The organism is Actinomycetospora chibensis (assembly GCF_028737215.1).
Taxonomy (GTDB): Bacteria; Actinomycetota; Actinomycetes; order Mycobacteriales; family Pseudonocardiaceae; genus Actinomycetospora; species Actinomycetospora chibensis.
This window is the reverse complement of the sequence record NZ_JAQZAM010000009.1, coordinates 108,322-121,969: the sequence shown is the minus strand read 5'-3', so window position 1 is coordinate 121,969 and position 13,648 is coordinate 108,322. Positions and strand designations below refer to the sequence as shown.

Sequence of the window (13,648 nt, the reverse complement as noted above, 5' to 3'; positions counted from 1 at the left end):
GAACTTCGCTCACGTCAGCTGCGCGGGATCCAGAAGCGCAGGAGCGCGCCGCCCTCGGGGGCACGGCTGGCCGAGACGCCGCCGTGGTGGCGCTCGGCGACCTGGGCGACGATCGAGAGCCCGAGCCCCGAGCCGCTCATCGTGCGGGCGTCCAACGAGCGGTAGAAGCGCTCGAAGACCAGGTCGAGCTCCTCGTCGGCGATCCCGGGGCCCGCGTCGGCCACCTCGAGCACCGCCGTCCCGGGTCGTTCCGGAGCGACGCCGGCGCGCAGCGTCACCCGCACCCGCCCGCCCGGCGGGCTCCACTTGGCGGCGTTGTCGAGCAGGTTGAGGGCCGCCCGCTCGAGGGCGTTCGCGTCCCCGGTGACCTCGCACGACGCGAGGTCGACGTCGAAGGTCACGTTCTCGGCCACCCCGCGGCGCCGCGCGCGGTCGAGCGCGCGCTCCACGACGTCGGCGAGGTCGAGGGGCTCGGCGGCCACCTCGGGCGGGTCGTCGCGGGCGAGCTCGACGACGTCGCCGATGAGGGTGGCGAGCTCGTCGACCTGCGCGCGCAGGTCGGCCTGCAGCTCGGCGCGGTCCTGCTCGGAGAGCCGGGGCGCGTCGGGACGGTGCGACGCCTGCTCGGACGCCATGAGCAGCTCGAGGTTCGTCCGCAGCGAGGTCAGCGGCGTGCGCAGCTCGTGCCCGGCGTCGGCCACGAGCCGGCGTTGTCGGTCGATGGACGACGAGAGCGCCGCGAGCATCGCGTTGAAGCTGCTGGTCAGGCGGGCGATCTCGTCGCCGCCGGAGACCGGGATCGGGCGCAGGTCGCCGGTGCGCGCGACGCGCTCGGTCGCCGAGATCAGCCGCTCGACGGGCCGGAGCCCGGCGCGGGCGATGGCCACGCCGGTCAGCGCGGCGAGCAGGACGCCCGAGGCGCCGGCGACGAGGAGCACCACGGCGAGCTTCGACAGCGTCCGCCGCGTCGGGTCGAGCTCCTGGGCCAGCACGAGCGCCCGGTCCTCGCCCGCGTAGACGGCGACGACCCGGTAGACCTCGCCGTCGATCACCCCGGTGCGCACCGACGTCGGCGGGCTCCGGCGGGCGGCGGACACCTCGGCGGCGCCGAGGGGCGGGCTGTTGCCCCGGAGCGTCACGAACTCGCCGCCGGCGGTCACGATCGCCACCCGCACCTCGCCGGCGGCGAGCGCGTCGGACGAGACCCGCAGAAGCAGCGAGGGATCGGCGAGGTCGCCGGACGCCGCGACCGTCGCGCGTTGCACCAGGCTCTCGTCGAGCTGGTCGTAGAGCGCGCGCTGCGCGGTGAAGAACACCGCGGCGGCGATCAGCGCCACGAGCAGCCCGCCGCCGACCGAGACGAGGATGCCCACCCGCCGCCGCAACGGGATGCCCTGCAGGACGTGGCGGATGAGGCCGGGCGGGGCCGCCTCCTCCTCGTCGTCGCGCCGCTCGCCGGGCGCACCGGTGGGTGCCACGGACCCGTCGGCCGAGGTGTGGGCCGGGTCCTCGAGGGTCGTCCGGCCACCGCTCGTCGGGCCGGCTCCGAGACGCTCCACCCCACCAGCTTCCCCCATGCGGTCGACGGCGCCCGTGTGGGCGAAGCACGGGGTCGGTGCGAGAGGCTGGGGGGATGAGCGAGAACGACGCCGCGTCCGCCGCCCCGAACGGGTCCGGCCCGTCGGGATCCGACGTGCCGCCCGGACCGACGTCCACCGCTCCCACGGGTCCCTCGTCGCCGACGTCGTCCACGGCCATGGGCCCGACGGCCACCGGTCCGGCGGCGCCGGGTCCGGACGGTGGCGACGGCCCGACCGGCCGCCCGGCCGGGCCCGGCGGTGTGCGCTGGGCCGAGGGCACGGGTCGCGAGTACGACGCCCAGCCCGGGGCGCAGCCCACCGGCGGTGCCTCGCCCTACAGCGCGCCCACCCAGGTCACCCAGCAGCCCCAGGGCCTCGGGAACCCCTCCGGCGCGGCCGGCGCGACGGCCTTCGGTCCGATGCCGTCCTACCCCGCGACCGCGCCGCAGACCCGTGAGGCGCCCGTCGGCACCTACGACGGCCCCGGTGGCTACGGCGGGCAGGGTGGCGGGCAGGGTGGCGGGCCGGTGGGCAGCCCGGGCGGGTACGGCGGCCCCGCGCAGGGCCCCCCGACCGAGCAGGGTGGCTACGGCTGGGGCGCGGTGGGCGCCGGGCCCGTCACCCCGCCCGGCGGCCACCCCCGCGACCCGGGCGGCGGCTGGGGCGGCGGCGCGGCCCCCGGGGGCGGCGGTGGATCGACCCCGCCCCGGCGGCGGCTCGGGACCCTCGCGCTCGTCGCCCTGGCGCTCGTCGCGGGCCTCATCGGTGGGGCCCTGTCGGCCGTGGCCATCGGCGGCATCGGCAGCTCGTCGAGCTCCTCGCAGGGCACCGCGCTCGACGAGCCCGTGCCGAACGAGGGGCCCACCGACGCGGCGCCCGGATCGATCGAGGCGGTGGCGGCGAACGTGCTGCCCAGCGCCGTGCAGATCCGCGGCGCGGCCGGCGAGGGCTCGGGGGTCGTGCTCTCCGCCGACGGCCTGATCATGACCAACAACCACGTCCTGCAGGCCGGCCAGGGCGGGGGGTTGGAGGCGATCTTCTCCGACGGCCGCGCCGCGCCCGTCCAGATCGTCGGCACCGCGCCGGCGGCGGACATCGCCGTCGTGCGGGCGAGCGGCGTGACCAACCTGCGGGCCGCGAGCCTCGGCAACTCCGACGAGCTCGTGCAGGGCCAGACCGTCATCGCGGTCGGCTCCCCGCTGGGGCTCTCCGGCACGGTGACCACCGGCATCGTCAGCGCGCTCCAGCGCCCCGTGCAGGCCGGCGGCTCCGGGTCGGGCCAGAGCAGCGTCCTCGACGCGATCCAGACCGACGCGGCCATCAACCCCGGCAACTCCGGCGGCCCGCTCGTCGACGACCAGGGCCGCGTGATCGGGGTCAACACCGCGATCGCCAGCGTCACGGGCGGCACGGGCCAGGAGGCGGGCTCGATCGGTCTCGGATTCGCGATCCCGATCAACCAGGCCCGCCGCCTGGCCACCGAGCTCGTCGACACCGGCCAGGCCACCCAGGCCGTCATCGGCGTCGGGGTGGCCGACGCCCAGCCGCGCGGCGCCGCCATGGCCGACGTGCAGCCGGGATCGCCCGCCCAGACGGCGGGCATCGTCGCCGGCGACGTCGTCGTCCGTGTGGACAACCGGGTGATCGAGGACGCCAACGCGTTCGTCGCGGCCATCCAGTCGCGGCCGCCGGGTCAGACCGTCACCCTCGCCCTGCAGACGCCCGGCGGTGCCCCGCGGCAGGTCACCGTCACGCTCGGGAGCCGGTTGATCGGCGGGCGCTGACGCCCCGCAGGGGCCTCCAGCGGCCCGCCACCCGGCTGTCAGGCGGGGACGAGCTCCACGAAGCACCGCTCGCCCTCGGCGCGCGCGACGACGACGAGGCCGGCCTCGGCCGCCACGTCGTCCACCGCGAGCGGTCCGAGCACGGCCCAGGGGAACCAGGGGCCGCCGTCGACGAAGGGGTCGAGGACGGTCAGCGGGTCCGCCGAGGTCTCGGCGGCCTCGGTGGTCTCGAGGTAGGCAGTGCCGCACCAGAGAGCGGCGCCCGCCGTGAGCTCGAGGAGCACACTGCCGCCGTCGGCGAGCAGGGCGCGGCAGCGGCGCAAGAGCGTGACCGGGTCCCCGCCGATGCCGATGTTGCCGTCGGCAAGCACGACGTGCTGCCAGCGGCCCTCGCCCGGCAGGCGCTCGAACGCGTCGCGGTGCAGCACGGCGGCGCCGCGCTCGAGGCAGCGCTGGATGGCCTGCACGGACACGTCGACGCCCAGGGCCGGCACGCCGCGGTCCGCGAGCGCCACCACCAGGCGGCCGGGGCCGCACCCGAGGTCGAGCGTCGGGCCGGTACACCGTCCGAGCAGCCAGGCGTCGTCGTCGTCGGCGTCGTCGTGCCAGCGCTGCACGGCGAGCGGCAGCACGACCCCGTCGCCCCGCACCAGGCGCTGGCAGTGGCCCGCGAGGGCGGCGTCGAACACCGAGCCCACGTCGGCCGGGCGCTCCTGGAGGAACAGGGCGGCCTCGTCGGGAGCGGACGTCACGCGGGTCATCGTGGGAGGCCTCCGGAAAGGGGGAGCAGGTCCGAGACCGCACGGGCGAAGCGGCCGGAGGGGACGAGGTCGGCGACGGCGACGGCGTCGTCAGGGGTGTCGACGTCCGAGAGCGGCGGCAGCTCGAGCACCCGGGCGGGTGAGAGCCCCGGGTGGCCCGCGCGGAGCGCCGAGAGGGTGGCCACGCCGGTGTCGTCCCGCGAGGTGGGGACGTCGGCGATGTGACGGGCCCGACGTGGATCGGCCAGGGCCAGGGCCCACCACCCGCCGTCGAGGGCGAGGCCCAGGGCGGCGTCCGCGTCGGCGGTGACGAGGTCGAGTGCGTCGGTGAGCAGCGCGGCGTCGACCTGAGGGGTGTCCATCCCGATCTGCACGCTCACCGCGGCGGGGAAGAGCTCGGCGACGTCGCCGTGCGCCGCCGTGATCCGCGGCCCCAGGGTGTCGCCGCGTTGGGGGACGACGACGGTGCCGGCCAGCGCGTCGGCCAGCTCGGCGTGGCGCTCCGCCCGGGCGACGTCGCCCTCGAGGGCCACGACGACACGGGCGTCGGGCACCGAGCGGGCGGCGTCGAGGGTGTCGAGCAGGGCCGCCGCGGCGATGCCGGCCGCTCCGGCCGGGGTCGCCGCGGGCATGAGCCTGGTCTTCGCCCGGCCGGCCACGGGGGCCTTCGCGAGCACGAGGACGACCCTCGTCACCGGCGCACTGGTCCGCATGGTGGGCGCGTTCGTGCGCGGGCTCGTCAGCGGTTCGACCGTCCCCCTCATCGGGCGGTGGTCCGGCCGTCGGTGCGCCCGGCGGTCGTCGGGCGGGTGCGAGCGACCGCCCGGGCCATGTCCCGCACCGCGCGCACGGTGCCGCGCACCGAACCGGAGACCTTCGACCGCCCGCCCGCCCGCGGCCGGTAGGCGACGTCGACCTCGCGGATGCGCCAGCGGGCGGCGCCGGCGCGGATGAGCAGCTCGAGGGGGTAGCCGAACGCGCGGTCGGTGATCCCGAGGTCGAGCAGAGCCTGCCGGCGGGCGACGCGGATGGGGGCGATGTCGCGCACTCCGACGCCGCGGGCCCGCATGAGACCGGAGAGCACGAGGTTCCCGGCGCGCGCGTGCCAGGGCCAGACCCCGCGCGACGAGGGGACGCGACGCCCGACGACGAGGTCGGCGTCGGTGTCGAGCAGCAGGCGCACCATCGCCGGGAGCTCGGCCGGGTCGAGGGAGCCGTCGGCGTCGATCACGGCGACCACGTCGGTGCGCGTCGCCTCCAGGCCGGTGTGCACCGCGGCGCCGTAGCCCTTGCGGGCCTCCCGGACGACGAGGGCGCCGAGGCGCTCGGCGAGCTCGGGGGTGCCGTCGGCCGAGCCGTTGTCGCAGACCACCGCGTCGAACCCCTCGGGCAGGGCGGCGAGGACCCCCGGCAGCGCTTCGACCTCGTCGAGACAGGGCAGCACCACGTCCACGCGACCATCCACCCGGTCACGCTATGAGGTCGCTGGTGAGCCCGCCGTTCGGGGTCCGGTCGCCCACTACCGATCGAGAGCACGCCGTCCACCCCCGGACGGGTGACCCGGGGCGCCCGTGCGGCCCTCCTCACCGGGGGGTCACGGCGCGTCCGTACTGTCCGCCGGTGATGACGACCGTGTTGCGGGACCGCCCCGGCGCTGCCGACGAGCCCTCGTCCACGCCCCGCCGCCCGTTCCGCCTGCGCGGCGACCTCCTCGCGGTCGCCGTGGCATCGCTGCTGGTCACGGGCGCGGCGCTCGCGGGCTGGGCCCTCATCGACGCCGGCGTCCCCGTCCTCGTCGGCTGGCCCCCGCTGCTGGCGCAGTGGCTCCCGCACGTCGGTCCGGGCACCGTCCCGGCGGTCCTGGTGGCCCTCGTCGTCGCCCTCGGTGGCCCCGCGGTCGCCCGGTCGTGCCGCTGGGGCCCGCTCCTCGCCGTGGCCTACGTCGCGTCCCTGGCGTGGACCTTCGCCCTCGCGACGATCGACGGGTGGTTCGTCGGGGTCGCCGAGCGGCTGGCGACGCCGACCGAGTACCTCGCCGAGATCCCGCGCACGCCGGACATCGCGGTCTTCCTGCAGACGTTCGCCGAGCGGATCGCGGGGCAGACCCCGGACACGCTGGTGACGCACTCGTCGGGCCACCCGCCCGCCGCGACGATCTTCTACGTCCTGCTCGACCGCGCGGGCCTCCCCGGCGGGGAGTACGCCGGTGTCGTCACGGCGGCGATCGGGGCGTCCGCGGTGGTCGCGGTGGCGATCACCCTCGCCGCGCTCGGCGACCGCGACCTCGCCCGCACCTACCTGCCCTTCGGCGTGCTCTTCCCGGGCGCGGTGTGGGTGGGTGTCTCGGCGGACGGGATGTTCGCGGCGATCCTGGCCTGGGGCGTCGCGCTGCTCGCGCTCGGCGCGGTGCGCCGTGGCCTCGGGGGGCACGCCCTGTGCCTGCTCGCCGGCGTCGTCCTCGGGCTCTCGCTGTTCTTCTCCTACGGGCTCGTGCTCGCCGGGCTCCTGCCCGTCGCCGTCGCGCTGTGCAGCCGCCGGATCCTCCCGCTGGTCACCGGCGGGATCGGCGCCGCGGCCGTGGTCGCCGCCTTCGCCGCCGCCGGGTTCTGGTGGTACGAGGGCTACGAGCAGGTGACGGTCCGGTACTACCAGGAGGGCGAGTACGGCCTCCTGCGCCCGTACGAGTACTGGGTCTGGGGGAACATCGCCGCCCTGCTGCTGGTGCTCGGTCCGGCCGTCGTCGCGGGTCTGCGCCGCGCGGCCTGGCGTCCGCGCGCGGTGCCGCACGCCCTGCTGGCCCTCGCCGCGGCGGGGCTGATCGCCATCGCCGTCGCCGATCTGTCGGGGCTCTCGAAGTCCGAGGTCGAGCGGATCTGGCTGCCCTTCGCGGTCTGGATCGTGCCCCTCGCCGCCCTCCTACCGCGCCCGTCGGCACGTTGGTGGCTGCTCGCCCAGGCGACCCTCGCGCTCGTGATCAACCACCTGCTGCTGACGGTCTGGTAGCTGCTCGCCGGGTCGGTGCAACGAACGCCCTATCGGCGTGCTCCCCCGACTCGCTGCTCCTCTGCGCGCGAACTCCCCGTTCGCGCGTCCCGGTGGTCAGCCGACGGCGTCGCGCAGAGGGTCCGTCGCGAAGGCCGCGATCCCGTCGGCGAAGCGGGTGCGCGCGCGGTAGCCGAGCAGCGCGGCGGCGCGCGCCGGGTCGGCGGTGACGTGGCGGACGTCGCCGGGCCGCGCCCCGCCGACCACCTGCGGCGCCGGCCCGTCCATGGCGGCGGCGAGGGTCGTCGCCAGGTCGCCGATGGTGCGCGCCTCGCCCGAGCACACGTTGAGCGGGACGCAGCGTCCCTCCTCCGCCGGGGTCTCCAGCGCGGCGAGATTGGCCGCGGCGACGTCGCCGACGTGCACGAAGTCCCGGCGCTGGCGGCCGTCCTCCATCACGCGCGGGGCCTCGCCGCGCTCGAGGGACGACCGGAAGATCGACGCGACGCCCGCGTACGGCGTGTTCTGCGGCATCCGCGGGCCGTAGACGTTGTGGTAGCGCATCGCCCAGACCCGCCCGCCGGTGGCGCGCGCCCAGGCGACGGCGAGGTGCTCCTGGGCGAGCTTCGTGGCCGCGTACGTGCTGCGGGGCTCGAGCGGGGCGTCCTCGGGGATCAGCTCGCCGCCGAGGTCGCGGCCGCAGTGCGGGCACGGGAGGTCGTAGCGGCCCGCGTCGACGTCGGCCTGGGTGCGCGCGGGTGCCGGGACGATCCCGTGCTCGGGGCACGAGTAGCGGCCCTCGCCGTAGACGACCATCGAGCTCGCCATCACCAGGTCGCGGTGCCCGGACCGGAACATGGCCGCGAGCAGGACCGAGGTGGCGACGTCGTTGTTCTGGGTGAAGTCCGGCCCGTCGTTGGGGTCGACGCCGTGGCCGACCATCGCGGCCTGGTGGCACACGGTGTCGACCCGGGGGAGCAGCCGGTCGAGCAGTCCCGCGTCGCGGACGTCGCCGTGCACGACCTCGTGGCGGTCGAGCCAGGCGGGCGCCTTGCCCTCCGTGTGCGCCTGGGGGAGCAGGGCGTCGAGCAGCACCGGGGTGTGACCCCGCTCGACCAGGAGATCGGCGATGTGCGAGCCGATGAACCCGGCACCGCCCGTCAGGAGTACGCGCACCCCGGAAACGCTAACGACCACCCGGCGGCACCGGATCCACCCCTACTACGTTGGGCGCCATGGAGAACCAGCCGCTGCACGGCGGCACGGAGGAGTTGCTGGGGCGGGCCCTCGTGGTCGTCGTCGACGACCGGGTCAGCCGGGGGGAGAGCTCGGACTCGATCGGTCCGCTGGTCACCGAGCTGCTCGGTGAGGCCGGCCTGGTGGTGGACGGGACGATCGTGGTGCCCGGGGAGTCGGTCGCCATCCGCAACGCGCTCAACACCGCGGTGATCGGCGGCGTCGACCTCGTCGTCACCGTCGGCGGCACCGGGGTGTCGCCGCGCGCGGTGACCGCCGACGCGACCGCCGGCGTGCTCGACCGCCCCATCCCCGGCATCGCCGAGGCCATCCGCGCGTCCGGCCTCGCCGCCGGCGCCGTCGACGCCGGGCTCTCGCGCGGGCTGGTCGGCGTGTCGGGCAGCACCCTCGTGGTGAACCTCGCGTCGTCGCGCGCGGCGGTGCGCGACGGCATGGCCACGCTCACGCCGCTGATCTCGCACGTCGTCGCCGAGCTCTCCGGGATGGAAGAGCACTGAGCTCCGGCGGGCACGAGGACGCGGAGGAGGCCCGGCGGCGCGCCGCCCGCCGGGCGGCGATCTTCGGCGACGACCCGGTGTCGTCGACCGACGAGCGCGACCCCTCGGACGTCCCCGCGGGCGACGAGGACCGCCGCCGCTACGACGCCGAGCGCCCGCCGCACCACGACCGGCCCTGAGCGCTCATCGCAGGGTCACGGTGACCTCCTCCCGGAGTGACACCGTCGCCACCCGCGCGGCGAGCGCCGCCGGGAGGGCGACCACCACCACGGGCGCCGACCCCGCGGTGCGCTCCGGCGCGGGGAGCACGGCGAGCACCACCGCGCCGGGGGCGAGGAGAGCGGGGTCGGCAGGCACGAGCCCGGCGTCGTCCGCGCCCGCCGCCACCAGATCGACGCGCGTCCCCGGCGTGAGCAGCGCGGCCACGCCCGCGTCCGCGAGGCGCACCGGCACACCGGCGGCGTCGGGCACCCCGGCCGCGGCGACGGCGGCGACCGGGCCCAGGAGCCGCACGTCGGTCAGCGCCTCGCCGGCCCGGACCCCGCCGACCACCTGACGCCCGGCGACCGCGCCCGGCTCGGTGAACGCCCCGGCCGGGACCAGCTCACCCGGGAGCAGCCGCACCGTCACGTCCGCCGGACCGAGCGCGACCCCCGGTGCGAGGTCGCGGGCGGCGACGAGCACCGGCGTGCCGGCCGGCGCGACCGACGGCGCCGCGAGCAGCCCGAGCGCGAGCACCACGAGCAGCCCGGCGGCGGCGCGCCGCAGCGCCACGGTCCGTCGCCATCCCGGCGGCGGGAGCCGCCACCGTCGAGGGCCCCGCCTGGTCTCGTCCGCCACACCCCGACGCTAGGACGGGCTCGCGGTGGACACCCAGTCCTGTCTCCGGGCCTGTGGACGCATCCGGACGATGGGGACGGCGAACGGGACCAAACCGCCCGCGACCATCGACGCGGCAGTGATCATCCCGTCCACCGGCCCGGCGCGGCGGGCGCACCGGACCGGGCGGTAGTTTGCGGCCGAGGGCGACCCGTCCACGGGGGCCGGGAGCGGGAAGAGGCGGGCGCTGGCATGGCCGTGGTGCTCGTGCTGCTGGCCACGATCGCCAACGCGATGGCCCTCGTCCTGCAGCGCAAGGCCGCGCAGGACAGCGCCCGCTCCCGCGGCATCAGCGCCGGCACCCTGCGCGACATGGTCCAGCGGCCGGCGTGGCTGATCGGGACCTCGATCTTCTGCGTCGCCGTCGCGCTGCAGGCCGTGGCGCTGAGCCTCGGGTCGATCGCCCTGGTGCAGCCGGTGCTGGTCATGGAGCTGCCGTTCACGCTGCTGCTCGGCTGGTTCGTGCTCGGGGGTGCGCTGCGGCGACGCGAGTGGATCGCCGTCGCGATCATGTCGGTCGGACTCGTCGTCCTGCTGGTCAGCCTGCAGCCCAGCGGCGGCGACGCCCTGGGCGCCGGGGCCGTGACGTGGATCCTCGGCACGATCGTGACCCTGGGCCTGCTCGGCGGGGCCAGCGCGATCGCCGAGCGGTCGCGTCCCGTGGCGCGCGCCGCGTGGTACGGGATCGCCGCCGGCATCGGCTCGGGCTTCGTGGCGGTGATCGTCAAGGCGATGTCCGAGGCGCTGGCGGAGGGCGGGATCGCCGGGGTGCTGACGACCTGGCAGAGCTACCTGCTCCTGCCCGTCGCGCCGGCGGCGTTCCTGACGCTCCAGTACGCGCTGCGGGCGGGGCGTCTGCTCGCCTCCCAGCCGGGCCTGATCCTCGGCAACCCGCTGCTCTCGTCGACGTGGGGCATCGGGCTGCTGGGCGAGGAGGTCAACGGCGGCGCGGCCCTGCTCGGCGGGTTCATCGGCGCCGGGCTGATGACGGTGGGCGTGTTCCTGCTGTCGCGCTCGCCGCTGCTGGCCGCCCAGGAGGGCGGTCCGCGGGACAGGTCGGGGACGAGCCCCGGGTCCCGTCGCCGCCCCCTCTGAGCCTTCTGGACCAGCCCCGAAACCTCGAGACCGTCACCCGAAAGGGTGGTCCTGCTCGATCAGGGGAACCATCGAGGCGTGTCGGCCGTCATACAGGGTGCGAGGACCCCGATGCCGGCCGCTGGGGAGCGGGTGGGCGTCAGGCAGGTCCGGGACGTCGGCTCGGGGCCGACGTCCCGGACCACCCCTCGGCCCTCTCAGGCCGACTTCGCGGACGATCCCGAGGAGCTCGAGGAGCCCGACGACCCGGACGAGCTCGACCCGGCGGTCGAGGAGCTCGAGCCGGAGCTGCTGCCGGAGTCCGACGCGCTCTTCGTCTCGGTCTTGGTGCTCGTCGACTCGCCCGAGCCCTTCGGGTCGCCCGAGCCGGACTCCGCCGACGCCGAGGCCTTCTCCGAGCTCGCGCCGGAGCCGGCGCGGGCGTCGTTGCGGTAGAAGCCGCTGCCCTTGAAGACGATCCCGACCGACGAGAACACCTTGCGCAAGCGTCCGCCGCACTCGGGGCACTCGGTCAGCGAGGGGTCGGAGAACGCCTGGACCTGCTCGAAGCGGTGATCGCAAGCGGTGCAGGCGTAGGGGTAGGTCGGCACGTGCACTCCCGTTCTCGTCCGCCCCCGCGGGACGGGCGGGGGTGGTGATGTCCGCGCGCAGTGTAGATGGCACTCGCGCTACCCGAGTGCCAACGCCGCGAGAGTCACGGCTGTTCCGTGGGGGGTGGGCGCCGCCTCGCCGTCACCGAGAGCTCGTCGCCGTCGAGAGGGGAATGCCCTATCGGCGTGCTGTGCTGGATCGTCAGCGTGGTCCCCAGGCTGGACCACGGGGCCGGCGACGGGCCGACGAGAGCGGGAGCGGGGTCACGCCCGTGCGGGGGCGCCAGACGGCGTGGACGGCGACGTCGTGGGGCTCGGCGGGCAGGGGGCCCTCGACGAGCTCGTCGTCGCCCACGAGGGCCACCAGGCGGGTCGCCGCGCCCGCGAGGGGCAGCGTGCGGTCGTAGTGCCCGCCGCCCCGGCCGAGGCGCACGCCACGGTGGTCGACGGCGAGCGCCGGGACGACGACCAGGCCGGCCCCGGCGACGGCGGACGGCCCGAGCCGCGGGCCGGTCGGCTCGAGCACCCCGTGGGGCCCGGGACCGAGGGCGTCGGGGCCGTCGTACGACGCCCAGTCCAGCGGCGCCCCGCCGACCGTCACGGGCAGGAGCACGCGACGTCCCAGCGCGCGGGCGACGTCGAGCACGGGCAGCGCGCCGTCGGGGGTCGCGCCCGGCTCGCCGCGCACGGCGACGAACAGGCAGACCGGGTCGCCGACGCCGTCGAGCACCGCCGGCAGGCCGGCCGCCAGCGCCGCCGCGTCGGCCCGGCGTGCCTCGTCGGACCGGCCGCGCCGTGCCTCCAGCAGCGGGCGGCGCCACTCGGCCTTCGAGCGGGTCACCCCCGCAGCGTCTCGCCGTCGCCGACGTGGCGCGGCCCCTCGACCGTCACGTCGCCCTCGACGGCGACGTCGGCCCCGAAGGTGACGTCCCCCGAGACGGTGAGCGACGACGCCCGCGCCAGCGACGGCGCCCCGGCCGCGAAGCGGCGCTCGAAGTCGTCGAGCATCCCGAACCGGGCCTTCTCCAGGCCGACGACCGGGAACTCGGCGCGCGTGGGCACCATCCGGCCGTCGTCGGTGAGGTCGTAGAGGTCCGAGCGCGCGACGAGCAGGTCGTCGGTGGTCTTGACCGGCGCGAATCGGCTGCGCGGCACCTCGATCGCCCGCGCGTCCTCGATCGACCCGATCGCCGCGCCCATCGCGGTTTCGAGCTGCAGCACGGCGGTCGACGCCGTGTCCGTCGGGTCGACGGTCTTCTTGTTGACGATCAGTGGCAGGAACGGCGCCGCCGGGTCGGCCTGCTGGAGCGTGCGCAGGTGCTCGAGGTCGAACCACAGGTTGTTGGTGTTGAAGAAGCAGAACCGCTCGATGTCGGTGAACGAGTCGTCGCCGTCGGGCACCTGGGCGGTCTCGCGCAGCACCAGGGCGTCGGCCCGGCGGGCCAGGTGCCCGCCCTTGCGGTCCATCGGGGTGCGGCGGGCGACCTCGAGCGCGAACGGCACGCCCTGCTCGGCCATCCATGCCGCGATCCGTACGTCGGGGATCGCGCCGAGGTTGTCGGAGTTCGACACGAAGCACCAGCGCACCCCGGCGGCGAGCAGCGCCTCGAGGGTCCCGGACGCGGCCAGCGCGGTGTAGAGGTCGCCGTGCCCCGGCGGGCACCACTCCAGGCGCGGGTCGGCCGGCCACGAGACGGGGTGCCAGTCGTCGGCACGCAGCTTGGGCTCGGAGCCCTGAAGGAAGTCCAGCGGCAGCTCGGGATCCTCGAGGCCCTCGTGCCGGCGCAGCGCGGCGAGCGAGGGCTCGCGGGTGCCCTCGGAGTTCATCACCAGCAGGGGCAGGCGCGCGCCGTGGCGCTCGCGCAGCGCGAGGGTCTGGCGGGCGACGGCGTCGAGGAAGCTCGTGCCGGGCTTGATCTCCAGCAGCGACTTCGGGCCCGCGAGGCCCATGCTCGTGCCGAGCCCGCCGTTGAGCTTGATCACGGCGAGGCGGTCCAGCGCGGCGCGCGCCGCGGCGTCGTCGGGCTCGCCGAGGTCGTCGAGCGCAGGCAGCTCGCCCACCTCGGCGAGCTCCTCACCGGGGACGACGGCGCTCTCCGGCTTCGCCAGCTGCTCGAGGCGACGGCGGAAGGCCTCGACCTCCGCGGGGTGCGCGTCACGCTCGGTCAGGGTCGCCAGGGCGGCGTCGACGTAGGTCATGCGGCTCTCTCACCAACGGGGCGC

At 76.3% G+C, this 13,648-nt stretch carries 13 protein-coding genes and 1 pseudogene; 5 read left to right on the top strand and 9 right to left on the bottom strand.

The window, feature by feature from the left end; translation table 11 throughout:
* Window positions 1-14 precede the first annotated feature (14 nt).
* A complete protein-coding gene (locus PH189_RS15445) occupies window positions 15-1,559 on the bottom strand; it encodes a HAMP domain-containing sensor histidine kinase (RefSeq protein WP_274189692.1) in 1,545 nt (514 codons plus the stop codon).
* A gap of 74 nt (window positions 1,560-1,633) precedes the next feature.
* Here PH189_RS15445 and PH189_RS15440 point away from each other — a divergent pair, with 74 nt between their 5' ends.
* Complete coding sequence (locus PH189_RS15440) at window positions 1,634-3,364, top strand: trypsin-like peptidase domain-containing protein (protein WP_274189691.1); 1,731 nt, start codon at window positions 1,634-1,636, stop codon at window positions 3,362-3,364.
* Between the two features lie 38 nt (window positions 3,365-3,402).
* Here PH189_RS15440 and PH189_RS15435 read toward each other — a convergent pair whose 3' ends face one another.
* The 3 genes from PH189_RS15435 to PH189_RS15425 all read right to left on the bottom strand — a co-directional run bounded on the left by PH189_RS15435 (window position 3,403) and on the right by PH189_RS15425 (window position 5,578).
* Window positions 3,403-4,125, bottom strand: a complete 723-nt coding sequence (locus PH189_RS15435; RefSeq protein WP_378015051.1) for a class I SAM-dependent methyltransferase — start codon at window positions 4,123-4,125, stop codon at window positions 3,403-3,405.
* Entirely contained in the window at window positions 4,122-4,820 is a 699-nt protein-coding gene (locus tag PH189_RS15430) for a TIGR04282 family arsenosugar biosynthesis glycosyltransferase (protein ID WP_274189689.1), read from the bottom strand. Before PH189_RS15430 ends, PH189_RS15435 begins: the two co-directional genes overlap by 4 nt.
* Window positions 4,821-4,885: 65 nt before the next feature.
* Complete coding sequence (locus PH189_RS15425) at window positions 4,886-5,578, bottom strand: glycosyltransferase family 2 protein (RefSeq protein ID WP_274189842.1); 693 nt, start codon at window positions 5,576-5,578, stop codon at window positions 4,886-4,888.
* Window positions 5,579-5,748: 170 nt separating this feature from the next.
* Here PH189_RS15425 and PH189_RS15420 point away from each other — a divergent pair, with 170 nt between their 5' ends.
* The gene (locus PH189_RS15420; protein ID WP_274189688.1) at window positions 5,749-7,128 is read left to right on the top strand and encodes a hypothetical protein; all 1,380 of its coding nucleotides are present in this window, start codon (window positions 5,749-5,751) and stop codon (window positions 7,126-7,128) included.
* A 96-nt stretch (window positions 7,129-7,224) separates the two neighbouring features.
* Here the strand turns inward: PH189_RS15420 and PH189_RS15415 are convergent, their stop codons facing one another.
* Window positions 7,225-8,283 (bottom strand): NAD-dependent epimerase/dehydratase family protein, encoded by a 1,059-nt coding sequence (locus PH189_RS15415; RefSeq protein WP_274189687.1) that lies wholly within the window; start codon window positions 8,281-8,283, stop codon window positions 7,225-7,227.
* A gap of 59 nt (window positions 8,284-8,342) precedes the next feature.
* Between PH189_RS15415 and PH189_RS15410 the strand changes: the two genes are divergently transcribed.
* The gene (locus PH189_RS15410) at window positions 8,343-8,861 is read left to right on the top strand and encodes a MogA/MoaB family molybdenum cofactor biosynthesis protein (protein WP_274189686.1); all 519 of its coding nucleotides are present in this window, start codon (window positions 8,343-8,345) and stop codon (window positions 8,859-8,861) included.
* 183 nt (window positions 8,862-9,044) lie between these two features.
* Here PH189_RS15410 and PH189_RS15405 read toward each other — a convergent pair whose 3' ends face one another.
* On the bottom strand, window positions 9,045-9,701 hold the full coding sequence (locus tag PH189_RS15405) for an SAF domain-containing protein (protein WP_274189685.1): 657 nt from the start codon (window positions 9,699-9,701) through the stop codon (window positions 9,045-9,047).
* A 231-nt stretch (window positions 9,702-9,932) separates the two neighbouring features.
* Between PH189_RS15405 and PH189_RS15400 the strand changes: the two genes are divergently transcribed.
* Window positions 9,933-10,835 (top strand): DMT family transporter, encoded by a 903-nt coding sequence (locus tag PH189_RS15400; RefSeq protein ID WP_274189684.1) that lies wholly within the window; start codon window positions 9,933-9,935, stop codon window positions 10,833-10,835.
* Between the two features lie 132 nt (window positions 10,836-10,967).
* Entirely contained in the window at window positions 10,968-11,270 is a 303-nt protein-coding gene (locus PH189_RS30325) for a hypothetical protein (RefSeq protein ID WP_337994161.1), read from the top strand.
* Between the two features lie 62 nt (window positions 11,271-11,332).
* Here the strand turns inward: PH189_RS30325 and PH189_RS30320 are convergent.
* From PH189_RS30320 to PH189_RS15385, 3 genes and pseudogenes are all read right to left on the bottom strand, one after another.
* A pseudogene (locus PH189_RS30320) lies at window positions 11,333-11,425 on the bottom strand (FmdB family zinc ribbon protein); the annotation flags it as partial.
* Window positions 11,426-11,627: 202 nt separating this feature from the next.
* Window positions 11,628-12,266, bottom strand: coding sequence for a 5-formyltetrahydrofolate cyclo-ligase (locus PH189_RS15390; protein WP_274189682.1), 639 nt, complete (start codon window positions 12,264-12,266; stop codon window positions 11,628-11,630).
* Entirely contained in the window at window positions 12,263-13,624 is a 1,362-nt protein-coding gene (locus tag PH189_RS15385) for a UTP--glucose-1-phosphate uridylyltransferase (protein ID WP_274189681.1), read from the bottom strand. The genes PH189_RS15390 and PH189_RS15385 overlap by 4 nt, the downstream gene beginning before the upstream one ends.
* Window positions 13,625-13,648: the final 24 nt, after the last annotated feature.